At 60.4% G+C, this 22,712-nt stretch carries 19 protein-coding genes; 14 read left to right on the top strand and 5 right to left on the bottom strand.

Annotated elements, in window-relative coordinates:
* Positions 1–123: 123 nt before the first annotated feature.
* On the bottom strand, positions 124–837 hold the full coding sequence (locus AUC43_RS18900) for a dienelactone hydrolase family protein (protein WP_068197414.1): 714 nt from the start codon (positions 835–837) through the stop codon (positions 124–126).
* A 143-nt stretch (positions 838–980) separates the two neighbouring features.
* Between AUC43_RS18900 and AUC43_RS18895 the strand changes: the two genes are divergently transcribed.
* From AUC43_RS18895 to AUC43_RS18875, 5 genes are all read left to right on the top strand, one after another.
* Positions 981–2,039 carry an LLM class flavin-dependent oxidoreductase gene (locus AUC43_RS18895; protein ID WP_068197411.1) on the top strand — a complete coding sequence of 353 codons (1,059 nt, stop codon included), beginning with the start codon at positions 981–983 and terminating at the stop codon, positions 2,037–2,039.
* 167 nt (positions 2,040–2,206) lie between these two features.
* Positions 2,207–3,376, top strand: coding sequence for a DUF4856 domain-containing protein (locus AUC43_RS18890; protein WP_071885976.1), 1,170 nt, complete (start codon positions 2,207–2,209; stop codon positions 3,374–3,376).
* A gap of 139 nt (positions 3,377–3,515) precedes the next feature.
* Positions 3,516–4,637, top strand: a complete 1,122-nt coding sequence (locus AUC43_RS18885) for an imelysin family protein (protein WP_068197406.1) — start codon at positions 3,516–3,518, stop codon at positions 4,635–4,637.
* Complete coding sequence (locus tag AUC43_RS18880) at positions 4,637–5,992, top strand: HTTM domain-containing protein (RefSeq protein WP_068197404.1); 1,356 nt, start codon at positions 4,637–4,639, stop codon at positions 5,990–5,992. The genes AUC43_RS18885 and AUC43_RS18880 overlap by 1 nt, the downstream gene beginning before the upstream one ends.
* A complete protein-coding gene (locus AUC43_RS18875; protein WP_068197400.1) occupies positions 5,973–8,420 on the top strand; it encodes a TonB-dependent receptor in 2,448 nt (815 codons plus the stop codon). Before AUC43_RS18880 ends, AUC43_RS18875 begins: the two co-directional genes overlap by 20 nt.
* Positions 8,421–8,624: 204 nt before the next feature.
* Here AUC43_RS18875 and AUC43_RS18870 read toward each other — a convergent pair whose 3' ends face one another.
* Together AUC43_RS18870 and dnaB are read right to left on the bottom strand one after the other, a co-directional pair.
* The gene (locus tag AUC43_RS18870; protein ID WP_068197397.1) at positions 8,625–9,395 is read right to left on the bottom strand and encodes a sulfite exporter TauE/SafE family protein; all 771 of its coding nucleotides are present in this window, start codon (positions 9,393–9,395) and stop codon (positions 8,625–8,627) included.
* Between the two features lie 93 nt (positions 9,396–9,488).
* A complete protein-coding gene (gene dnaB, locus AUC43_RS18865) occupies positions 9,489–11,099 on the bottom strand; it encodes a replicative DNA helicase (RefSeq protein WP_199243481.1) in 1,611 nt (536 codons plus the stop codon).
* A 275-nt stretch (positions 11,100–11,374) separates the two neighbouring features.
* Here dnaB and AUC43_RS18860 point away from each other — a divergent pair, with 275 nt between their 5' ends.
* Positions 11,375–12,766 (top strand): UDP-N-acetylmuramate--L-alanine ligase, encoded by a 1,392-nt coding sequence (locus AUC43_RS18860; RefSeq protein ID WP_071885975.1) that lies wholly within the window; start codon positions 11,375–11,377, stop codon positions 12,764–12,766.
* A gap of 191 nt (positions 12,767–12,957) precedes the next feature.
* Here AUC43_RS18860 and AUC43_RS18855 read toward each other — a convergent pair whose 3' ends face one another.
* Both AUC43_RS18855 and AUC43_RS18850 read right to left on the bottom strand, forming a co-directional pair.
* Entirely contained in the window at positions 12,958–13,515 is a 558-nt protein-coding gene (locus AUC43_RS18855; RefSeq protein ID WP_157781179.1) for a hypothetical protein, read from the bottom strand.
* Positions 13,516–13,559: 44 nt separating this feature from the next.
* Positions 13,560–14,354: a M48 family metallopeptidase gene (locus tag AUC43_RS18850; RefSeq protein ID WP_068197390.1), complete on the bottom strand. Its 795-nt coding sequence runs from the start codon at positions 14,352–14,354 to the stop codon at positions 13,560–13,562.
* A 217-nt stretch (positions 14,355–14,571) separates the two neighbouring features.
* On the opposite strand from AUC43_RS18850, the gene AUC43_RS18845 reads away from it, so the two are divergent.
* From AUC43_RS18845 to AUC43_RS18810, 8 genes are all read left to right on the top strand, one after another.
* A complete protein-coding gene (locus tag AUC43_RS18845) occupies positions 14,572–15,186 on the top strand; it encodes a fumarylacetoacetate hydrolase family protein (RefSeq protein ID WP_068197387.1) in 615 nt (204 codons plus the stop codon).
* Between the two features lie 84 nt (positions 15,187–15,270).
* Positions 15,271–17,262 (top strand): M23 family metallopeptidase, encoded by a 1,992-nt coding sequence (locus AUC43_RS18840; RefSeq protein ID WP_157781178.1) that lies wholly within the window; start codon positions 15,271–15,273, stop codon positions 17,260–17,262.
* A gap of 244 nt (positions 17,263–17,506) precedes the next feature.
* Entirely contained in the window at positions 17,507–17,953 is a 447-nt protein-coding gene (gene bcp / locus AUC43_RS18835) for a thioredoxin-dependent thiol peroxidase (protein ID WP_068197381.1), read from the top strand.
* Positions 17,954–18,193: 240 nt separating this feature from the next.
* Entirely contained in the window at positions 18,194–19,057 is an 864-nt protein-coding gene (locus AUC43_RS18830; RefSeq protein ID WP_068197378.1) for a transketolase, read from the top strand.
* A 222-nt stretch (positions 19,058–19,279) separates the two neighbouring features.
* On the top strand, positions 19,280–20,569 hold the full coding sequence (locus tag AUC43_RS18825) for a vWA domain-containing protein (RefSeq protein ID WP_233254057.1): 1,290 nt from the start codon (positions 19,280–19,282) through the stop codon (positions 20,567–20,569).
* Between the two features lie 104 nt (positions 20,570–20,673).
* A complete protein-coding gene (locus AUC43_RS20245) occupies positions 20,674–21,039 on the top strand; it encodes an endonuclease domain-containing protein (RefSeq protein ID WP_071885974.1) in 366 nt (121 codons plus the stop codon).
* 111 nt (positions 21,040–21,150) lie between these two features.
* Complete coding sequence (locus AUC43_RS18815) at positions 21,151–22,107, top strand: transketolase family protein (protein WP_068197370.1); 957 nt, start codon at positions 21,151–21,153, stop codon at positions 22,105–22,107.
* A gap of 143 nt (positions 22,108–22,250) precedes the next feature.
* The gene (locus tag AUC43_RS18810) at positions 22,251–22,688 is read left to right on the top strand and encodes an ASCH domain-containing protein (RefSeq protein ID WP_068197367.1); all 438 of its coding nucleotides are present in this window, start codon (positions 22,251–22,253) and stop codon (positions 22,686–22,688) included.
* The last annotated feature ends 24 nt before the right edge of the window (positions 22,689–22,712 follow it).

Raw genomic sequence — 22,712 nt, 5'->3', positions numbered from 1 at the left:
CACGGCACAAGCTTTAGCTCAATTCCTATATTAAAAGACCCGGCTCAATATTGGGCCGGGTCTTCTTTTTTGGTTTGCGTCAGGCTCCCCTCTCTTTTGGAGAGGGGCCGGGGGTGAGGTGCCCTAAGCCCCCAGCTTCTCTCCGAAGAAAGCCAGCGTAAGTGCCCAGGCTTCGGCAGCGGCTTCAGCATTGTAGCTCGGCCGCTCGTCGCAGTTGAAACCGTGGTCGGCGTAGGAGATGACGGTGTTGATATAGGGTTTGCCCGCCGCATCTACTGCGTCGGTTACCTCGGCAATGTGCTCTTTGGTGATGTGCGCATCCAGCCCGCCCCAGAAAAACAGGTGCGGCCCGTGCAGGTCGGCAGCCTGGTTTTTGATGGTGTGCGTGCCCCCGCCGTAGTACGACACGGCGGCGGCCAGCGGCAGCACGGCATTGGCCAGAAACGACACCCGGCCGCCCATGCAAAAGCCAATGCTGCCAATCTTATCGGAGTTTACCTGGTCCTGGGTTTGCAGCCATTCGTAGGAGGCTTGCAGGTCCGCGGCCAGGTCTTTGTTGTTGATGGCGTTGTAGTGAGGCATCGCGCCTTTGGCGAAGTCCGAATACGCAATTTCCAGCCCGGGCTTGGCCGTGCGGTGAAACAGCTCCGGCGCCACTACGGCATAGCCGGCCTTGGCCAGGCGGTCGGCCACGCTGCGGATGTGGTGGTTTACGCCAAAGGCTTCCTGCAGCAGAATAATGCCGGGCACCGGGCCGTTAGTGCTGGGGAAGGCCGTGTAGGCGCGCATTTTGGTGCCATCGGCTACCGTGAGGGTAACAAAATTCTGGTCGCTCATTCAGGAAGAGAGTTATATAGTTTGGGTGCGTAACAATTGAGCTGGCATTTGTTCATAGCCCCGCGCTTCGGTTGCCGGAACCCGCGGCTCGAACCGGAAGGCCCCGTTCGTGGTTCTGCACCTCTATACCCTTCCTATTGCTAATGATAACCACCCCCAAAATTCGCCTCAATGTACTCGACCAGTCGCCCATTCGCCCGGGGGCCACGGCGCGGCAGGCCGTGCTCGAAACCATGGAGCTGGCCCAACTGGCCGACCGCCTGGGCTACTCGCGCTTCTGGGTATCGGAGCACCACAACACCAACACGCTGGCCGGCTCCACGCCGGAGGTGCTCATTGCTCACTTGGGCAGCCAGACCCAGCGCATCCGCCTGGGCTCGGGCGGCGTGATGCTGCCCCACTACAGCGCCCTGAAAGTGGCCGAGAACTTCCGCATGCTCGAAACCCTGTTTCCCGGCCGCATCGACCTGGGCATGGGCCGCGCCCCGGGCGGCGACCGTCTCACGGCCCACGCCCTCAACCCCAGCAATACCTTCAGCGAGCAGGACTTTGTGGAGCAGCTGATGGACCTGCAGGCCTACCTGCGCGACGACAAAGTGCCCGATACCATCCATGAGCGGGTAATGGCCATACCAGAGGCCCCTGGCGTACCCGAGCTGTGGCTGCTGAGCTCCAGCGGCCAAAGCGGCTTGTTTGCGGCGCACCTGGGCATGGCGTTTTCGTTTGCCCAGTTTATCAATGCCAATGGCGGCCCGCAGGCCATGCGCGCCTACCGCCAGCGGTTTCGGCCCTCGGCCGAGCTGGCCGCCCCGCTGGCCAATGTGGCCGTGTTTGTGCTGTGCGCCGATACCGAGGAAAAGGCCCATGAGCTGCGCGCGGCAATGGACATTCAGCTGCTGCGCTTCGGCAAAGGCGAGTTCCGCACGTTTCCTACCAAAGAAGAGGTCCTCAGCTACCAGTTCGCGGCCCAAGACCAGGCCCACCTGGTGCAGAACCGCGGCCGGGTAGTGAGCGGCACGCCCGCGCAGGTACACGCGCAGCTCAGCCAAATTGCCGCCGAGTATGAGGTAGATGAAATAACCGCCGTTACCATCACCGCCGATTTTCAGGACCGGCTCCGTTCCTACGAGCTGCTGGCCGAGGTATTTGTACTGGCACCCAACCCGGAAGGGGTTTATAAGCAAGAGGTTGCTGTGCAATAGCTGGATATGGCGCCGGCCTGGGCAGTGGGAAAAGAAAGGAAGTTGAGCTTTTATTTGGAACGATTCTAAATAGGCCCTACTTTTGTCAAAGTTTAGAACGATTCTAAACAAGGCCGGCTCTCACCTCACCCTCGAACCGGTTGGCTGCCTATCTCTTTCTCATTTTTATGACCACCTTTAGCCGTACCGCTTCCCTTGCGTTGTTTGTTGCCGCCCTTGGCTTGGCTTCCTGCAGCAAAGACGATGTAGCAACTCCTTCGACGCCCCAGCTGCGTGCGAAAATGGATTACGCCACCCTCAGCGGCACGACTCCTTATACTACCTCGTTCAAGGACGCTGCGGGTACTTCTACCGTGGACCTGGGCGCCGCTGCGGCCCGGCTCGACATGTTCACCGAGCTAAACAGCTACATGGCGACGGTGGCCGTGGCCGCACCCGCCACTCCCGCCACGCTGGATTTGGCCAAGCTGCGCAACCTCTACGCCGGCACCAATGCTCCGTTCTCGACGGCAACCCTGAACGCCTCGGCGGCCGCCGGCGTGCAGCTGCGCGATAAAACGGCCGCCTCCTTCCCCGACGCTGCCGCCACCACCGTGCGTACCTACCTGGACACCAAGCTCGCCGAGCTGGCCACCGCCAGCCAGAGCGTCAACCAAGTGGCCACCCCCGGCAACGCCGGCCGCCTGGGCCGCTACCTGGTCGATGGCAAAGGCTTCGAAGTCAATCAGATTATCCAAAAAGCCCTGCTCGGGGCCCTGCTGCTCGACCAGATTGGCAACGTGCTGCTCACGCCCGCTTCGCTGGCCGCCACCAACAGCAAAGTGGCCGATGGCAAGCTCTACACCGAGCGCGAGCACAACTGGGACATGGCCTACGGCTACCTCACCAGCAACGCCATCATGACCACCGACTATAACCTCACGCCCCGTGAGCGGTTTTTGGCCGGCTACCTCAACGAGAAAAACGGCGCCGCTTCGCCCGGCGTGTACCTGGCCTTCCTGAAAGGACGGGCGGCCATCGTGAACAACGACGACGCCACGCTGAAAGCCCAGGCCGACCTCATCCGCACGGAGCTGGAAAAAACCCTCGCCAAGTCGGCCGTCTCCTACCTCACCAGCTGGAAGGCTGCCGCGGCTCTGGACACCAAGGCGCATGCCCTGGGCGAAGGTATCGGCTTTGTGTACGCGCTGCGCTTCTGCACCAAGTACGGCGTGGACACGGCCTGGGCTGATTCGGTACTCAATGGCATGACCTCGGGCAGCCAGGGTGCCTGGGGCCTGACCAACGCCCAGGCCGATGCAGCAATTTCCGCCATCAATGCCAAGTTCTCACTCTAGCGCATCGGGGCGCAACTTATTGCGCCTATTTCTTCTTTAGCTCGTCGGGTTGGGCTACGCGAAACACCTGCTTCGCGTAGCCTAACCCGATTACTGGTTTATCCCTTGCCCGGTCCGGCAGCCCCTTTTCCTTTGCCTTATGAAGAAGTCGATTCTGCTTTTTTCCTTGTCGGTGGTGCTGGCCGCAGGCGGTATTTCCAGCTGCAAGGACAGCAACGGCGATTCGGGTTCTCCCACCACGGGCACCGCGGAGCTCGACCGCAAAGCCCTGCTCACGCAGTGGGCCGATTCGTTGGTGAAGCCCAGCTACCAGCGCTTTGGCACCAAGCTTACGGCCCTGAAAACCCAGACCACCGCCTTCACCGCCGCGCCCACGGCCACGGGGCTGCAGTCGGTGCGCCAGTCCTGGCGCGAGGCGTACCTGGAGTGGCAGAAAGTGGAAGTGTATGAGTTTGGCCCGGCGGCCGACGTGTCGCTCGTGAACCACTTCAATATTTACCCCACCGACGCGGCCGGCATCCGCCAGAACATTGCGTCGGGCACCTACAATTTTGAGCTGGCCACGGCCATTCCGCAGCAAGGCTTTCCGGCCCTCGATTACTTGCTAAACGGCATCGCGGCCGACGACAACGCCATCGTGCAGTCGTACGTGGCCACGGCCAACCAGCGCCGCTACCTCACCGACGTGGTGGCCAAGATGGACCAGCTCTTCGGCGGCGTGCAGGCGCAGTGGAACGGCGCCTACCGCTCCACCTTCATCAACAACACCGGCACCAACGCGGGCAGCTCGCTCTCGCTGCTCGTGAACGCCTACTCGCGCTACTACGAGCACTTCCTGCGCACCGGCAAAATCGGCATTCCGGCGGGCGTGATGTCGGGCGTTGCCGCTCCGGAAAAGATTGAGGCCTACTACCACCGCGGCGCGTTGCCGCTGCAGCTGGCCCAGGCAGCCCACGCCACGGTGCAAAGCGTGTTCAACGGCCGCGCTGGCCAGCCTTCGCTGAAATCATACGTGGACGCCCTGGGCGCCAAGGACAGCCGCTCCGGCCAGCCGCTCACCAAGATTATCAACGACCAGTTTGCCGTATCGGCCCAACAGCTGGCTTCGCTGGGGCCCGATTTGTACGTCACCATGCAATCGCGCAACGCAGCGGCCGTGCAGGCTTACACCGAAATGCAAAAGGCCGTGCGCCTGATTAAGGTGGACATGACCTCGGCCATGAGCGTGAGCGTAACCTACGTCGACAACGACGGCGACTAGTGCGCGCCCGCTACTTCCAGACGTATATCTCCGCCGCGCCGCTGGCCGTATTCCGCATTGCCTTCGGCCTGCTGATACTGGCCAGCGTCGTTCGTTTTTGGGCCAAGGGATGGATTGCCGAGCTCTACCTGCAGCCCAAGTTCTTCTTCCCGTACTACGGGCTTGAGTTCATCCGGCCGCTGGGCCCGTACACCTACGCGCTGTTTGCGGTGTGCGGGGCATGCGCGCTGCTCGTGGCCCTGGGCTGGCACTACCGGCTGGCGGCGGTGGGGTTGTTCCTCAGCTTCACTTACATCGAGCTGATGGACAAAAGTACCTACCTCAACCACTACTACTTTGTGAGCCTGGCAGCGCTGCTGCTCGCGGTGCTGCCGGCCGGCGCCTACTGCTCCCTGGACGCTGCCCGCCGCCCCGACCGTTGGCACGACCAAGTGCCGCGCTGGACCCTCGACGCTCTGCGCCTGCTCGTGGGCATCGTGTACATGTACGCCGGGTTGGCCAAGCTCAACTCCGACTGGCTGCTGGCGGCCCAGCCGCTGCGCATCTGGCTGCCAGCCAAGAACGACCTGCCCGTGGTGGGCTTCCTGTTCAATTACCCGGCCACGGCCTACGCGTTCAGCTGGTTTGGGGCGGTGTACGACCTCACGGTGCCGTTCTTTTTGCTCAGCCGCGTCACCCGGCCCTATGCCTACGCGGCAGTGGTGGTATTCCACGTGCTCACGGCCATCCTGTTTCCCATCGGCATGTTTCCGTACGTGATGATAGTGGCGGCCCTGGTGTTTTTCCCGCCCGCGTTCCACCAGCGGCTGCTGGACCGAGCGCGCTGGCTGCTGCGACTGCCTGCTGCCGCGGTCCGGCCGGCCTCGCCGCTGGTATATAGGCCGCGTGTGCGGCTGGCGCTGCTTACGGGGCTGGCCCTGTTCTTTGCGGTGCAGCTGCTCGTGCCGTTGCGCTACTGGCTGTACCCGCACGAGCTGTTCTGGACCGAAGAGGGCTACCGCTTCTCCTGGCGCGTGATGCTGATGGAGAAGATGGGCCAGGTCGAGTTCAAAGTGGTGGACTCGGCCACCGGCCAGACCCGGCGCGTGAACAACTCCGACCACCTGAGCGTGCTGCAAGAGAAGATGATGGCTACCCAGGCCGACATGATTCTGCAGTTTGCCCACTACCTGCGCGACTACTACGCCCGCCAAGGCGTACACCAGCCCCAAGTTTACGCCGACACCTACGTGAGCCTCAACGGCCGCCTGGGCAAGGCTTACATAGACCCCACCGTGGACCTGGCCCGCCAAGCCGAAAGCTTTGCGCCCAAGCCCTGGATTTTGCCCTTCGAAGATGAGATTTCTGGTTTATAAACCCCTGCTGTTGGTGGCAGTACTGCTGCTGGCCTTTGATGCCCGGGCGCAGGAAACCCTGCGGGGCCGGGTAGTGGCCGCGGGCACGGGCCAGCCCGTAGCCGGTGCCGAAGTGTACGTGAAGAGCCTGGCCCGCGCCGTGCTCACCGACAGCACCGGGCGCCTGGAGGTAACCGGGCTGGCCGCCGGGCCGCAGCAGGTGCGGGTGTCGGCGTTGGGCTACCTGCCGTTCGCCCTCGAAGTCACCTTGCCAGCCGATGGCTTCACCTTTGAGCTCACCAGCCGCGACCGGACCCTGGGCGAAGTGGTGGTGGCCGCGCCCCAAACCACGTTTGGCCAGACGCGGCTGCGCGAGGTGGAAGGCACGGCCATCTTCGCGGCCAAGAAGTCGGAAGTCATCGTGCCCGAAAACCTGGTGGCCAACCTCGCCACCAACAACGCCCGCCAGGTGTACGCCCGGGTGCCCGGCCTCAACATCTGGGAGAGCGACGGCGGCGGCCTGCAGCTGAGCATCGGCGGGCGCGGCCTCGACCCCAACCGCACCAGCAACTTCAACGTGCGGCAGAACAACTACGACATCTCGGCCGACGCCCTGGGCTACCCCGAGAGTTATTACACCCCGCCCACGGAGGCCGTGAAGCGCATTCAGCTGGTGCGCGGGGCGGCCTCGCTGCAGTACGGCACCCAGTTTGGCGGCCTGCTCAACTTTGAGATGCGCGGACCCGACCCCGACCACAAGGCGGCCGTGACCTCGCGCCAGACGGTGGGCTCGTTCGGTTTTTTCAACTCCTTCAACAGCGTAGCCGGCACGGTGGGCAAGTTGAGCTACTACACCTTTGCCCAGTACAAGCGCGGCGACGGCTGGCGGCCCAATTCGCACTTCGACAGCAAAACCGCCTACGCCGACGTGCGCTACCAGTTCACCGAAAACCTGAAGGTGGGCGCCCAGGTCACGCACATGGACTACCTGGCCCAGCAGCCCGGCGGCCTCGACGACGAGCAGTTTCGGCTGAACCCGCGGCAGTCGAACCGAGAGCGCAACTGGTTTGCCGTCGACTGGAACCTGTTCAACCTAAACGCCGACTGGAAGCTCAGCGCCAAGGCCAACATCAACCTGATTGGCTTTGGGCTGGTGGCTTCGCGGAAATCGTTGGGGTATCGGCCCAATCGCGTCAGAACCCCCGATAACGACATCTACGGCCGCGACCTGATTACCGGCGACTTTCGCAACTACGGCCTGGAGGCCCGCTACCTGAACCGCTACCAGCTGGCCGGCAAAGACGGCGTGCTGCTGGTGGGCACGCGCCTGTACAAGGGCTACAACCACAGCATTCAGGGATTCGGGCCCGCGGGGCGCGGGGCCGATTTCCGCTTTGTGGCGGCCGATGCCCAGTCCCTGAATAACTTCTCGGATTACACCTTCCCGAACTTCAACGCGGCCGGCTTTGTCGAGAACATTTTTTACCTCACCGACAAGCTGTCCGTGACGCCGGGCCTGCGCTACGAATACATCCGGACCCAGGCCAACGGCTTTTATGGCGAAGTGCAGGACCGCGACCTGGCGGGCAATCCGGCCACCATCCGGCAGCGGAACGAGCAGCTCAACCGGCCCCGGGGCTTCCTGCTCGGCGGCATCGGCGTCAGCTACAAGCCGCAGGAGCAACTCGAGGTCTACGGCAATATCTCGCAGAACTACCGCTCCATTACCTTCAGCGACATTCGCATCGCCAACCCCTCGGCCGTCATTGACCCCAACCTAGTCGACGAGCGGGGCTACTCGGCTGACCTCGGCGCGCGGGGCGAAAAGACCGGCGTGCTGACTTACGACGTAAGTGCGTTTGCGCTCAACTATAATAACCGCATCGGCGAGGTGCTCACCTTTGACGCCAACGGCCGGGACGTTCGCAAACGTACCAACGTGGGCCGGGCTCTGATTTTGGGCGTGGAAGCGTACGGGGAACTGGAGCTGCTGAGCTTCTTGCCGGCTGACGCCGACCGCCGCTGGCAGTGGTCCGTCTTTGGCAACACGGCCTTCATCCGAGGCCGGTACCTGAAAAGCGCCTTGCCGAACGTGGAAGGCCGGCGTGTCGAGTTTGTGCCCGACGTAAACCTGAAGCTGGGCACCCGGGCCGGCTACGGCCCCTTCAAGGCCTCGCTGCAATACCTGTACCTGTCCAATCAGTTTTCTGACGCTACGAACGTGAACGCGAAGGAAGTAGGCCCATCGGCCGTTATCGGCCCCATACCGGCTTATCAAATTCTGGATGCTTCGCTATCGTGGGAGCACCGCTGGCTCAAGCTTGAAGGCAGCATCAACAACCTGACCGACGCCCGCTATTTCACGCGCCGCGCCACGGGATACCCCGGCCCGGGCATTCTGCCCTCGGATGGGCGCAGTTACTTCCTTACGGTAGGGGTGAAGCTGTAATTGATTACAAAAACGGTCATGCGTTGATTAAAACAACGGTCATGCTGAGCGCAGTCGAAGCATCTCGCGTGTGGTAGTAATCCTTCCGATTGAACGATTGGGTTACTACCACACGCGAGATGCTTCGACTGTGCTCAGCATGACCGTTTTTGTTGGCAGTCTATAGCAAAGCATGGTATTACTACAAGCCGAGCCTGCCTCAAGTTACGCGAACGTATCCCAGCCCAACTTGAGAATAAAGGCGCTTACCACGCCCAAAAACAGCACCCGCACGAAGCCGGTGCCGTGCCGCTGCGCCATGCGCGCGCCCAGCGTGGAGCCCAGCATGTTGCAGGCCGCCATGGGCAGGGCCACTTTGTAGAGCACCTGCCCGGTAGTAGCGAAGTAAAACAAGCTGGCCACGTTCGTCGCCACGTTCACCAGCTTGGCCGAGGCCGAGGCCGCAATAAAGTCGTAGCCGAATAAGCCCACGAAGGCAAATAGGAGCAAGCTACCGGTGCCCGGCCCAAAAAAGCCGTCGTAGAAACCAATCGAGGCACCCAGCACCACGCCAATCAGCACTTCGCGGTAGCCGCTTAGCCGGGGCGCGTGCAGGCTGCCAAAATCCTTGCGCCAGAAGGTGTAGATGGCCATTACCACTAGCATGCCCATCACCAGTGGCCGCACCGCTTCCTTGTGCAAGTGGCTCACCGCCCGCGAGCCCAGCAGCGCAAACCCGCCCGCCACCAGTGCCGTGAGGGCCACCGTGCGCCAGCGAATCTCCAGCTTTTCAGGCCCGCTCAGGTAGCGGCGCAGCGCGGCCACTGTGCCCGATAGGCTCGACACCTTGCCCGTGCCAAATACGGTGGGCACCGGCACGCCCGGCAGCAGCAGCAGCATAGCCGGCAGCTGAATCAGGCCGCCCCCGCCCACTATGGAATCAATAAACCCCGCCAGAAAAGCGAACAGGCACAGCAGCAGTAGGGTAACGGTCATCAATAATGAAGAATGAGGAATGAAAAATGAGAAATGAAGAAGTAGCCAACGACCAATTCTTCATTCCTCATTCTTCATTCCTCATTTGAAATTTTAAAACGGCGGGTCTTCGTGCTTGTTCAGGTTCCCTTTCGGGAAGGGCACCGGCGACTCGTTGATTTTCGAACCCAGGCGAATGGTGTTTGGCGCGAAGCTGCTGGGCTCGCTGTCGAAATTACTGGCGGGCAGGCCCATGGGCTGGTAGCCGCTGGTGTCGAAGCCGCCCACGCCGTCGAGGTCGGCGAACTTGGTGTACTTGCCGATGAACTTGAGCTGCACGGTTTCGAGCGAGCCGTTTCGGTGCTTGGCAATGATGACCTCGCCCACGCCCTGCGTCGAGTTGCCTTCGGCGTCCTGGTCGAGGCCGTAATATTCGGGGCGGTAAAGGAAGATTACCATGTCGGCATCCTGCTCGATGGAGCCGGATTCGCGAAGGTCACTCAGCTGGGGCTTCTTGTCGCCGCCGCGGGTTTCTACCGAGCGCGAGAGCTGCGACAGCGCCAGCACGGGCACGTTCAGCTCCTTGGCAATGCCCTTGAGGGCCCGCGAGATGCTGGCGATTTCCTGTTCACGGTTGCCGCCGCGGCCGTCGGTGTTGCCACTCATCAGCTGCAGGTAGTCGACGATAATCATCTGCACGTCCTTCTGCGAGCGCAGGCGGCGGCATTTGGTGCGCAGCTCGCGGATGCTCAGGCCCGGCGTGTCGTCGATGTAAATTGGAGCGGCCGAAAGAGCCGTGATTTTGTGGTTCAGCTGCTGCCACTCGTGGTCGGCGAGGCTGCCTTTCTTGATTTTTTCGGAGTCCAGCTCAGCCTCGGCCGAAATCAGACGATTGACCAGCTGCAGCGAGGACATTTCCAGCGAGAAAATGGCCACGGCTTTTTTGAAGTCCACGGCCGCGTTACGCATGGCCGACACCACAAAAGCCGTTTTGCCCATGCCCGGCCTGGCTGCAATAATCACAAGGTCAGATGGTTGCCAGCCGCTCGTGACGCGGTCCAGGGCGGTGAAGCCGGTGGGAACCCCCGTTAGGCCGTCGCTCTGGTTCTTCTTTTCCTCCAGCTCCTTGATGGCCTTGCCCATCAGGCTGCGCATGTCGTCGAAGTTCTTGCGGATGTTCGACTCTGATACTTCAAACAGCGCCGACTCGGTGTCGTCGAGCAGCTTGAACACGTCGGTAGTGTCCTCGAAGGCGTCCTTCTGAATCTCGCTCGAAATGCGAATCAGCTCGCGCTTGATGGCCGTTTCGGTGATGATACGGGCGTGGTATTCCACGTTGGCCGCCGAGTTCACTTTCAGCGTGAGGTTGGCCACGTAGAACGGGCCGCCGCAGGCTTCGAGCTCGCCCATTTCGCGCAGCTCGTGCACCACGGTGAGCTGGTCGATGGGCTCGGATTTGTCAAAAAGCCGGATGACGGCGCGGTAGATGCGCTGGTGCGAGTCCTTGTAGAAGCTCTCGGGCTTGAGCAGGTCGATAACCGACGTGAGGGCGTCTTTTTCCAGCATCAAGGCGCCGAGCACGGCCATTTCCAGCTCGGGCGCCTGGGGTGGCAGCTTGCCGGCGGCGCCGGTATTTATGGGGACCACTGCGCCGCCCCGGGTGCTCCAGGCCGCTTTGGCTCGGGCAGCGGATTGTTTCAGGCGGTCGTCCATCTGGTCTTGCATAGAATAACTAGTAGGTAGTAGGGCAGCAAAGAGAAATTGAGCGGGCAGCCGAATCGAAGCTGCACGCTAGCTACACAAAGCTAACCCCTGAGCCGGGGAAAAGATAGAATGTGAAGTCGATTCTTTTGGCTATGGAATGCCCCGGTAGCGTTGAGGTTGTACTTTCGCAGTCCTTTCCTCAGGGTACAAGTGTTGGGTGTCAGTTGTCGGTTGCTGCATCAATAATCAACGGGAAGCGGACAACCGACAACCACCAACTGACAATCACCCACGCATTGGCACCAGAAACGAGAAACGAGCGCCCCGAAAAGATTCACTTGATTGCGGTGGGCGGCAGCATCATGCACAATCTGGCGCTGGCCCTGCACCGGCGCGGCGCCCAGGTAACGGGTTCCGACGACGAAATATTTGAGCCCGCCAAGGGCCGCCTCGCCGCGGCCGGCCTGCTGCCCGCCCAGGAAGGCTGGGACGCCGCCAGCATTACGCCCGACCTCGACGCCGTGATTGTGGGCATGCACGCCCGCCCCGACAACCCCGAGCTGCTCCAAGCTCAGGCCTTGGGCCTGAAAATCTATTCTTTCCCCGAGTACATCTACGAGGCCAGCCGCGACAAGCAGCGCATCGTCATCGGCGGCTCGCACGGCAAAACCAGCATCACGGCCTGCATCCTGCACGTGCTGCGCTACCACGGCCGCAAGTTCGACTACGCCGTAGGGGCCCAGCTGGCCGGTTTCGATTTGATGGTGCAGCTCACCGACGACGCGCCCATCATCATCATCGAAGGCGACGAATACCTGTCCTCTCCCGTCGACCGCCGGCCCAAGTTCCACCTGTATCAGCACCACATCGGCGTGATTTCGGGCATCAGCTGGGACCACATCAACGTGTTTCCGACCGAGGAAAACTACCGCGAGCAGTTCCGCATCTTCGCCGACATGACGCCCAAGGCCGGCGTGCTCATCTACGACAAGGACGACGAGCAAACCCAGCTCATCGCCGTGCCCACTAACCCCGACGTGACCTACATCGGCTACGGCCCGCACGAAAACGTTATCCGCGACGGCCGCACGTTTCTGGTTACCAAAAAAGACGAGGAGGTGCCCATTCAGGTGTTTGGCGAGCACAACCTGCGCAATATTTCGGCGGCCAAGGAAGTGTGCAAGCAGTTGGGCATCAAAGGCAAGGACTTCTTCAAGGCTGTGGCCTCGTTCCCCGGCGCGGCGCGGCGGCTGGAGCTGGTGAAGGAAGGCGCCACCTCGGTGGTGTACAAGGACTTTGCCCACGCCCCCAGCAAGCTCAAGGCCACGGCCACGGCGCTCAAGAAGCAGTTTCCGCAGCGCCGCTTGGTGGCGTGCCTGGAGCTGCACACCTTCAGCAGCCTCAACCCGGCGTTTTTGCCGCAGTACGCGCACTGCTTCGATGCGCCCGACGTAGCCGTGGTGTACTTCAACCCCCACGTGCTGGAGCACAAGCGCCTGCCGCCGCTGGCCGCCGCCACCGTGGCCGAGGCCTTCCAGCGCCCCGACATCAAGGTGATTACCGACAGCGCCGAGCTGGCCGCGTTCCTGCGCGCGCAAAATTGGGCTAACGCCAACCTGCTGCTCATGTCCTCCGGCACGTTCGATGGCCTGGACCTTACCGCCCTCGCCTCTGAAATCACGGGCTGAAACTTTAGGGACAATGCAGCTCAAGTTGAGCTAAAACTGAACGCTCCAAGTTACTAAAAAGAAAAAGCCCGCTTATGCAGCGGGCTTTTTTGGTGTTGACGGGGTCGGCCGGCGGGGCCGGTTGGTATCGGTAGGGATTAGCAGCGCCAGGGCCGTAAGGGCGGCGCGTAAAAGCCATTTGCCGGTGGTGCTCATCTCGCTGCAAATAGGGTGTTGTTCGTTTCTACCTTGAGGTCGCAGTGGCTGCCGGCCGAGTTTTCGGAACAGGTGGTGCCCACAATGCGGCCATTCTCAAAGTTGAAAAAGCACGCGGCACAGCCCACGCTGGTGATGGTGTAGCGCTCGGCCGCGGGCCGCAGGTAATAGGTATTGTCGCCGCCGCCGGTGAGGGGCAGGGCCATGGCCCGGAACATGCCGTTGCGCAGCCCCATGCCAATGAGAAAATAACTGGCGGGAGCGTCGGCGTCGGCAGGGGCTTTGCGCACCTGCACTTTGTCGATTACGGTGCCGTCGCCAAACTGCTTGATGAAGGCGCGGGCCAGGTCGCTCCGCGACGTTTTGTACTCGGCGGTGCTGTCGGTAAAGTGCACAATCTGACGGCTGTCGGGCTTGGCAATGGCCTCGCCTTTTATGCGGTTGGGGCTGCCAAACTCGCTGCTCGCAGCCGGCTTGCTCGACTCGCACGACATCATCAAAAACACCAGCAGGCTTAACAAGCCCAAGCCAAGCAAACGTGGTAGGAAGCTCATGGCGCAGAAAAAGGAACGGAGGAAAGTGGAATTACAATATACAACTAACGCGGCTTATAATACTTACGCGCCTCGGGCAATTCGCGTTGGATGTCGGCAATGCGGGTGCCGCTGGACGGGTGAGTGGACAGGAATTCGGGCGGCGAGGCCTGGTTTTCGCGCGCTTCCATGCGCTGCCAGAACGTGATGGCGCCGTCGGGATTGTAGCCGGCCATGGCCATAAAAATCAGGCCCAGGTGGTCGGCCTCCGATTCCTGGTTGCGGCCGTACTTGAGCAAGCCGATGGACGAGCCCACGCCAAACGCCTGCAGCGCCAGCTGCTGGGTAGCCGGCGCATTGGTGGAGAGCGCGGCCGACAGCGCCTGGCCCCCGAGCTGCTGCACCAGGCCCTGGCTCATGCGCTCGGAGCCGTGCTTGGCCACGGCGTGCGCAATTTCGTGGGCCATTACCACGGCCAGGCCGTTTTCGTCCTGCGTGATGGGCAAAATGCCGGTATACACGGCCACCTTGCCGCCGGGCATGCACCAGGCATTTTGCTGCTTGTCCTCAATCACGTTGAACTCCCACTGGTAGCCCGCCAGCTGGTCAGACGCGTTTTGCTGGCGGAAATACTCTTCCACGGCGTGCTGAATGCGTTGGCCTACGCGCCGCACCATACCCACGTACTCGGGGTTGGTAGAAAGCGGGCCTTTGGCAATAACCTCGCGGTATTGGGTGGCGGCCAGGGTATTGATTTCGCTGTCGCTCACCAGGCTGAGCTGGCGGCGGCCCGTGATGGGCACCGTGGTACAGGCCGCCATAAAGGTCAGGCTGGCCAGAAGGGCTAGTTTCTTGAACATGGGGATGAAAAAGTAGAAAGAAAAACTGAGGTAACCGCGGGTGCTGTTAGCACGTTTTGGGCCAAAACCCGGGCCGAGGTTGCCGCCTATACGGCAGCCGGCCGGGTAAATGTTTAGCGGCAGCGGGCGCTAAGGCAGAAAGCCGGTGAGCGGGTTGCCGGGACCCCATGCTCGGCCGTAGTTTTGAGCTTATTCTGTTCCGCCCCCGAGTCCCTCTATGAAAATCATCTGCATCGGCCGCAACTACGCCGACCACATTGCCGAGCTGCACAACGAAGTGCCCGCGGCCCCGGTCATTTTCCTCAAGCCCGAAACGGCCCTGCTGCAGCGCGGGCAGCCCTTCTTCATCCCCGAGTTTTCGCAGGACATCCACCACGAGCTGGAGCTGGTGCTGCGCGTGAGCAAGAACGGCCGGCACATCGACGAGCAGTTTGCGCACACCTATTTCGACGCCGTTGGGCTGGGCATCGATTTCACGGCCCGCGACCTGCAAACCGAGCTCAAGAAGAAGGGCCTGCCCTGGGAGCTGGCCAAGGCCTTCGATGGCTCGGCGCCCATTTCCGCAACCTTCAAACCGGTAACGGAAATCGCCGAGCTGGGCAACATTAATTTCCACCTGGAGGTAAACGGCGAGACCCGCCAGACCGGCAACTCCGGCCTGATGCTGCACCCGTTTGCCAAAATCATCAGTTTTGTATCGAAATTCATTTCGCTGAAAATGGGGGATTTGATATTTACCGGAACCCCCGCCGGGGTTGGGCCGGTTAAAATGGGCGACCAATTGCAGGGCTTTCTGGAAAGCGAAAAATTATTGGAGCTGAGCGTGCGGTAAGGGCGCCCAGGAGCTAGGTTATCTGGATTGAAGTATAGTACTGTGCAAAAGCGAAAGTTGGACGTGGCGTTTTTTAGAAACAAAGTGAAGTGGGTGTTTGGGTTGGCGGTGGCCATGATGGCCTGCAGCCCCGAATCGGTGGGGGGGCAGGAAGCCGACTCGAGCGACCACGAGCACAGCATCGGTGAAATGCTGGGCGGAGGCAGCAAACCCACCGTGCCGGCGGGGTATTTCCAGTTTCCCATTGCCCCAGGCAAGCCGGGCTTTCTGGCCGGCAGTATGGGCGAGCTGCGCCCCAACCACTTCCACGGCGGGCTCGACATCAAGACCGGCGGCGGGGTAAACCAACCGGTGTACGCGGCGGCCGACGGCTACATTTCGCGCCTCAAGCAGTCGTCGTTTGGCTACGGCAACGTGCTCTACATCACGCACCCCAACGGCCTGACCACGGTGTACGGCCACCTCAACGAATTCCGGGGCCCCGTGGCGGCCGAGCTGCAGCGCCGCCAGTACGAGAAGCAGAGCTTCGAGCTGGAGCTCTTCTTCGAGAAAGACCGGTTTCCGGTGAAGCGCGGCGAGCTGGTGGCCCTGTCGGGCAACACCGGCGGCTCGGCGGGCCCCCACCTGCACTGGGAAGTGCGCGACGCCCAGGACCGGCAGTACAACCCCCTGCAGTGGGGCGGCTTTGCCGAAATCCAGGACCACGTGGCCCCCACGCTGCAAGCCTTTGCCCTGGAGCCGCTCAGCATAGAGGCGCGGGTGAAAAAGGTGTTTGCCAAAGCATTGTTTGCGCCCAAAGTGCAGCCGGGGCCGGGCGTGGCCACCACCTGGCCCGATACCATTAGCTGCTTTGGCACGGTGGGGCTGCTGGTGCAGGGCTTCGATCGGTTTGACAATGCCTGGAACCGCAACGGCATTCAGCGCGTGACGGTGAAGGTAAACGGCCAGCCGTTTTACCAGCACATGATTGATGCCGTGCCGTTCCCGACGGGTACCCGGCAGGTGGGCAACTTCGTTGATTTCCTGTACCAGCAAACCCAGGGCCGCACCCTGCAAAAGCTGTGGGTAGACGAAGGCAACGACCTGAGCATGTACAGCACCGGCGCCACCAAAGGCCGCCTGACCGTGGAAGCCGGCAAAGTATATAGCATCGACATCACCCTGGCCGACTCCTACAACAACCAGACGCCCGTGCACCTGGTGTTGCGCGGCGAGCAGCCGGCGTATTTCAAAACCCGCTCGGCCGCTGCCAAGCGCCCCGCCCTGCGCTATGAGGTGACGCGCAACCTGCTCAAAGCCGTGGCCACCGACCCCAGTGCCGATTCCGTGGCGGCCAACCTGGTGCTGCTGCGCGGCAACCGGCGGCTGGAAATCCGGCCCAGCTACACCCAAAATAGCGAAAACGTGTACCTGTACGACCTGCGCGCCGGCCTGCCCGATTCGCTGCAGTTTGGCAGCATCACCAAGAAATTCGACCGCCAGGTGCTGGTGCCGGCGCACAAGGAATCCACCTATTCCACCGCCAACCTCAACCTGATATTCGGGCCCGAAACGCTCTTCGACAACCTGTACCTGAACACGCTTTACCGGCCCGAGCCCACGGGCAGCGGCTTCTGGACGGTGGGCAGCCCCCTGCTGCCGCTCTACAAAACGGCCTTGCTCACCCTCAAGCCGGCCACGCCGCCCACCGACCCGCAGCGCACCGCCATCTACGCCGCCACGCTGAAAGGGGGGAAGGCTTATGTGGGCGGCAAATGGGACGCCAACGGCCAGATTACGGCCGCCATTCGGCAGTTTGGGTCCTACCGCATTCTTACCGATACCATTGCGCCCAAAGGCAGCCTCATTGGGCGGCCCGGTGGCCAGCTGCTTTTCCGGGTAGGCGACGACCTTTCGGGGCTGGCCAGCTACCGCTTGCTGGTGGGAGGCAAATTCCGCCTGCTGCGCTTCGAGCATAAAAATTCTACCCTCTTCACCGTAGCCGGCGACACGCTGGGCCCGCGGCTGCGCGGCCCCGCCGAGCTGCACCTGACCGACCAGGCCGGCAATGAACGGGTGGTGAGCTTGAATTTGTAGCCAATTAGATTACCCCACAAAAAAGCCCTTTCTTCAAACGAGAGGGCTTTTTTGTGGGGCATTGCACGGGCAATAAGTGGTGAGGGATAGAATTGAGCGGAACTGGGACTATAAAAATTTATCTATTTCCTAAGGTCAACTATTTCTTCAAGTTAATAACCACCTCACTTTTGGATATGCCGGCTTGACAAAGAGCGTATTTTGTCGTTATTGCAAGCCCATCCTCCATACCTTACCACCTACCATGACACTTGAACCCGGACAGGTTGCCCCAGATTTCACTGCTACCGACCAGGATGGCAACACCATCCGCCTTTCGGACCTGCGTGGGCAACGCGTGGCGCTTTATTTCTACCCCAAAGACGATACCCCCGGCTGTACGGCCCAAGCCTGCAACCTGCGCGACCACCAAGAGGAGCTCACGGCCCAGAACATCAAGGTAATAGGCGTGAGCACCGACAACGAAGTCGCGCACAAGAAATTTGCCCTGAAATACGACCTCCCATTTCCGCTGCTGGTGGACACCGAGAAAAAGATTGTGCAGGACTACGGCGTGTGGCAGGAGAAAAAGAACTACGGCAAAACCTACATGGGCACTGTGCGCACCACGTTTTTGATTGATGAAAACGGCCTGGTTGATAAAATTATCAAGAAGGTGGATACCAAAGAACACGCCGCCCAGCTACTGTAATCGGCGCGACACCCAAGTTGCATTGCTCACCTGCCGCCCGCCGGCTTCTGGCGCTTTTGCCTTTGCAGAAGCTCCGGAGGCCGGCGGGCTTTTGCTTGGCATTCGCATTAATTTTCTGGGACGAATGATAGCGAATAAGTATTTGTACTGTTACTTTACACAATCGATTGTGTAATGTTTGGTTACGGTACTTCCTTTACTGCGCTTACCTTTACCCAACCAACAATTTCCCTTACTGATATGCCCCAGACTGCCGAAATAGCTACTGCCGACCTCAAAGAAATTGCTGCCCAGGTGCGGCGCGACATCGTGCGCATGGTGCACGCCGTGAACTCGGGCCATCCCGGCGGCTCGTTGGGCTGCACTGATTTGCTGGTGGCGCTCTACTTCAAGGTGATGAAGCACAACCCCCAGCCCTTCAGCATGGACGGGGCAGGGGAGGACCTGTTTTTCCTGTCGAACGGGCACATTTCGGCCACGCTGTACTCGGTACTGGCCCGTTCGGGCTACTTCCCGGTGAGCGAGCTGGCCACGTTCCGCAAGCTCAACTCGCGGCTGCAGGGCCACCCCACCACCCACGAGGGTTTGCCGGGCATCCGCATTGCCTCGGGCTCGTTGGGCCAGGGCCTCAGCGTGGCCTGCGGCGCCGCCCAAGCCAAAAAGCTGAACGGTGACGACCGCCGCGTGTTCGTGCTCATGGGCGACGGCGAGCTGGAAGAGGGGCAGAACTGGGAGGCCATCATGTACGCCGCCCACCACAAAATCGACAACCTCATCGGGGTTATCGACCACAACGGCCAGCAGATTGACGGCTCCACCGCCGATATCGGCGGCCTCGGCGACTTGCGCTCGAAGTTCGAAGCTTTTGGCTGGCACGTGCTGCAGGCCGATGGCAACGACTACGCCACCCTCTTGCCGGCCCTCGAAGCTGCTCAAGCCGCCACTGGCCAGGGCAAGCCCGTCATGTTCATCATGGACACCCGCATGGGCTTCGGCGTCGACTTTATGATGGAAGGCCACAAGTGGCACGGCGTAGCACCCAACGACGCCCAACTGGCCACCGCCCTCGAGCAGCTGACCGTGGGTACCGTAGCCGACTACTAAGCGCTAATGCGGACTTGCCTCGAACCTCACCCCCCGACCCCCTCTCCAAAAAAGAGGGGGAGCCTAACGAATGCAGGCGTCTGCAGACGACTGGCTTCCCCTCTCTTTTGGAGAGGGGGGCGGGGGGTGAGGTCCTTTTGGGCGATATTTCTGCTACTGCTTTTCAGCTTCTCGGCCCAGGCCCAAAATGCTCCGGCCGAGAAACCCAAAGTCACCCGCATTTTGTTTCTGCTCGATGCTTCGGGCTCGATGCTGGCGCCCTGGGAGGGGCAGCCCCGCTGGAACGTGGCCAAGCGTATGCTCAGTAAAATGGTGGATTCGCTCAATGCCTACCCCAACCTGGAGCTGGGCCTGCGCGTGTACGGCCACCAGTTTCCCAATGCCGATAAAAACTGCCAGGACTCGCGCCTGGAAGTACCCTTTGCGCCCAAAAACGCCAAGGCCATCAAGGACAAGCTCACCACGCTCAAGGCGCAGGGCAACACGCCCATCACGTATTCGCTGCTGCAATCGGCCAACGACTTTCCCACCGATAAGTCGTCGCGCAATGTGCTGTTGCTGATTACTGACGGCCTGGAGTCGTGCAACGCCGACCCCTGCGCCGCCTCGGTAGCTTTGCAGCGCAAGCACGTGTTTTTGAAGCCATTCGTCATCGGCATTGGAGCGGAAAAGGAATTTGGGAAGCAGCTCGAATGCCTGGGCCAGTACTACAATGCGGCCGAAATCAAGACCTTTCGCACGGTGATGAACGACGTCATTGCCCAGACCCTGAGCAAAACCACCGTCGCTGTGAACCTCACCGACGCCGACGGCCGCCCCGTGGAAAGCAACGTGAACATGACGTTTGTGAACAACGTGACCGAGCAGCCCGAGTACAACTACGTGCACTACCGCGATGCCCAGGGCAAGGCCGACGTGCTCGCTATTGATGCCCTGCAGAGCTACGACTTGGTGATAAACACGGTGCCGCCCGTGCGCCAGTCCAACCTCGCCATCAAGCCCGGCAAGGCCAACGTTCTTACTTTCAAAACGCCACAGGGAGTGCTCTGGCTCCAAAATCCGCAGCTCGCGCCCAACCCCTATGGCACGGTGCAGGCCGTGGTGCGCGACCCGCAGAAGAACACCGTGGCCAGCTTCCCCTTCGGCACCAAACAAAAGCTGCTGGCCGGCAACTACGAAGTTGAGCTGCTCACGCTGCCGCGCATCACCCGCCGCGTCACCGTCAAGCAGGGGCAGGAGCTGGAAGTTACCTACCCCGCCCCCGGCACCCTCAACATCACCACCGACCTGAAAGGCTACGGCAGCATCTACAAGCTCAACAACGACGAGTCCCAAACCTGGATTTACAACTTGCCCGATGGCGGCAGCAGCAAGCTCAACCTGCCCATGCAGCCCGGCGCCTACCGCTTGGTTTTTCGCACCAAGACCAGCACCGGTAGTAAGTTTACCGACGTGCGGAATTTTAGTATTCGCAGTGGGCAAACGACTTCGGTAGCCATTTTTGGTAAATGAAATAGAACGAGAAAACTCCCCTTCTTACCAAGGAGGGGACATTTTTGCAATGCAAAAATTGGGGTGGTTGTAGGCGTTGAACTTCCCCATAGAACAACAAGCCTATGACCAGCCTGAATAACCTTCCTCACAAAAAAGATCAGCGCCGCGCCCTCCGCAATAATCTCACGCCTGCCGAAGCCAAATTGTGGAGCGTGCTAAAAAGCGGCCAGCTTGCTGGCCGTAAATTCCGCCGCCAGCACAGCATTGGTGAGTTTATTCTTGATTTTTACTGTCCGCAGGAAAAGCTTGCGGTAGAATTGGATGGTGCCAGCCATTTTACTGCTTCCGGTAATTTGCACGATGCGGCGCGTACTGTTTACCTGAATGCGGCGGGCATTCACGTAATCCGGTTCGAGAATAAGCTGATTTGGTCTGCTTTAGATAGCGTTTTGCATACAATTGAATTTGCCTTTCACGAACGCAGGTGAAGTCCACATTTCTGTTCAACGCCCACAACCACCCCCGTCCGCGCTAAAGCGCGAACATCCCCTCCTTGGTAAGGAGGGGAGTTTGATGTTCTCACTCTCCCTTACATACCCATGAAAGACTTCCCCTACACCGAATCCAAAGACACCCGCAGCGGCTTCGGCGCCGGCCTGCACGAGCTGGGCAAAACCAACCCCAACGTAGTAGCCCTCTGCGCCGACCTCACCGGCTCGCTCAAGATGGACGCCTTCAAGAAGGACTTCCCCGAGCGGTTTTTCCAGGTGGGCATCGCCGAGGCCAACATGATGGGCGTGGCCGCGGGCATGACCATTGGCGGTAAAATCCCCTTCACGGGCACGTTTGCCAACTTCAGCACCGGCCGCGTCTACGACCAGATTCGCCAGAGCATTGCCTATTCGGATAAGAACGTAAAAATCTGTGCTTCGCACGCCGGCCTCACGCTGGGCGAAGACGGCGCCACCCACCAGATTCTGGAAGACCTGGGCATGATGAAAATGCTGCCCGGCATGACCGTTATCAACCCCTGCGACTACAACCAGACCAAGGCGGCTACCATCGCCATTGCCGAGCACGAAGGCCCCGTGTACCTGCGGTTTGGCCGCCCCGTGGTGCCCAACTTCACGCCCGCCGACCAGAAGTTTGAAATCGGCAAGGCCTGGATGCTGAACGAAGGCACCGACGTGAGCATCTTCGCCACCGGCCACCTCGTGTGGAAAGCCGTGCTCGCCGGCAAGCTGCTGGCCGAGAAGGGCATCAACGCCGAAATCATCAACATCCACACCATCAAGCCGCTCGACAAGGAAGCCATCCTGGCCTCGGCCCGCAAAACGCGCTGCGTGGTGACCGCCGAAGAGCACCAGATGAACGGCGGCCTCGGCGACAGCATCGCCCAGCTGCTGGCCCGCGAAGAGCCGCTGCCCCTGGAAATGGTGGCTGTGAACGACAGCTTCGGCGAAAGCGCCACGCCCGACCAGCTGATGGAGAAATACAAGCTTAACGAAGCCGCCATCGTGGCCGCTGTGGAAGCGGTGATGAAGCGCCGAAAGTAGCTTTTGCAGCTGGATTTATAGCAAAAGTTCCCGCAACTTTAGTAGTTGCGGGAACTTTTGCATTTCAGGCAACGGATGACGCTTAATAACGCGGTGCAATGCAATTGATTCGGCTCAATCCCAGGTTTGTTAACACTCCTTATATGGCTTCTACTAACAAGACTTTCAAGGCTTTGATTTTAAATGATTACGCGGGTGCGCCGTATGCAGATTGGATAAAGAGTGGAGCAAAAACGATAGAAACCCGGCATAGGTCGTTCAATTACCGCGGTGATATCATCATTTGCTGTGGGAAGACAAACTCAGTTGGCAAAAACGCAGGGAAAGCTTTGTGCATAGTTGAGCTGTGGAAAATCAGGCCAATGAGAAAGTCAGACGAAAAGGCTTCTGGTGTCAGCTACAACCCGGAAATAAAATCCTTTCTACTTCGAAACTGGCGGCACTTTAGTCGCGACTTTGAATTCTCTCCGCAAAGGGTGTCAGGAGCATGGCAGAGTCTCTTTGATATTACCATCCCGGAGGATGTACAGATAATTCCACGGCCAGATATTAAGGCGTTTGAAGAAAAAGAGAGTCTTTAAATTTAAAGACGTGACCCATGTTTT

The organism is Hymenobacter sedentarius (assembly GCF_001507645.1).
In the GTDB taxonomy this organism is placed as follows: domain Bacteria; phylum Bacteroidota; class Bacteroidia; order Cytophagales; family Hymenobacteraceae; genus Hymenobacter; species Hymenobacter sedentarius.
This window is presented reverse-complemented; position numbering and strand designations above follow the sequence as displayed.

Bases quoted from the DNA above. Each gene is read 5' to 3' on its own strand.
- AUC43_RS18900 (WP_068197414.1), bottom strand. From the start codon at position 837: ATGAGCGACCAGAATTTTGTTACCCTCACGGTAGCCGATGGCACCAAA.
- AUC43_RS18895 (WP_068197411.1), top strand. From the start codon at position 981: ATGATAACCACCCCCAAAATTCGCCTCAATGTACTCGACCAGTCGCCC.
- AUC43_RS18890 (WP_071885976.1), top strand. From the start codon at position 2,207: ATGACCACCTTTAGCCGTACCGCTTCCCTTGCGTTGTTTGTTGCCGCC.
- AUC43_RS18885 (WP_068197406.1), top strand. From the start codon at position 3,516: ATGAAGAAGTCGATTCTGCTTTTTTCCTTGTCGGTGGTGCTGGCCGCA.
- AUC43_RS18875 (WP_068197400.1), top strand. From the start codon at position 5,973: ATGAGATTTCTGGTTTATAAACCCCTGCTGTTGGTGGCAGTACTGCTG.
- AUC43_RS18870 (WP_068197397.1), bottom strand. From the start codon at position 9,395: ATGACCGTTACCCTACTGCTGCTGTGCCTGTTCGCTTTTCTGGCGGGG.
- dnaB (WP_199243481.1), bottom strand. From the start codon at position 11,099: ATGCAAGACCAGATGGACGACCGCCTGAAACAATCCGCTGCCCGAGCC.
- AUC43_RS18855 (WP_157781179.1), bottom strand. From the start codon at position 13,515: ATGAGCTTCCTACCACGTTTGCTTGGCTTGGGCTTGTTAAGCCTGCTG.
- AUC43_RS18850 (WP_068197390.1), bottom strand. From the start codon at position 14,354: ATGTTCAAGAAACTAGCCCTTCTGGCCAGCCTGACCTTTATGGCGGCC.
- AUC43_RS18845 (WP_068197387.1), top strand. From the start codon at position 14,572: ATGAAAATCATCTGCATCGGCCGCAACTACGCCGACCACATTGCCGAG.
- bcp (WP_068197381.1), top strand. From the start codon at position 17,507: ATGACACTTGAACCCGGACAGGTTGCCCCAGATTTCACTGCTACCGAC.
- AUC43_RS18830 (WP_068197378.1), top strand. From the start codon at position 18,194: ATGCCCCAGACTGCCGAAATAGCTACTGCCGACCTCAAAGAAATTGCT.
- AUC43_RS20245 (WP_071885974.1), top strand. From the start codon at position 20,674: ATGACCAGCCTGAATAACCTTCCTCACAAAAAAGATCAGCGCCGCGCC.
- AUC43_RS18815 (WP_068197370.1), top strand. From the start codon at position 21,151: ATGAAAGACTTCCCCTACACCGAATCCAAAGACACCCGCAGCGGCTTC.
- AUC43_RS18810 (WP_068197367.1), top strand. From the start codon at position 22,251: ATGGCTTCTACTAACAAGACTTTCAAGGCTTTGATTTTAAATGATTAC.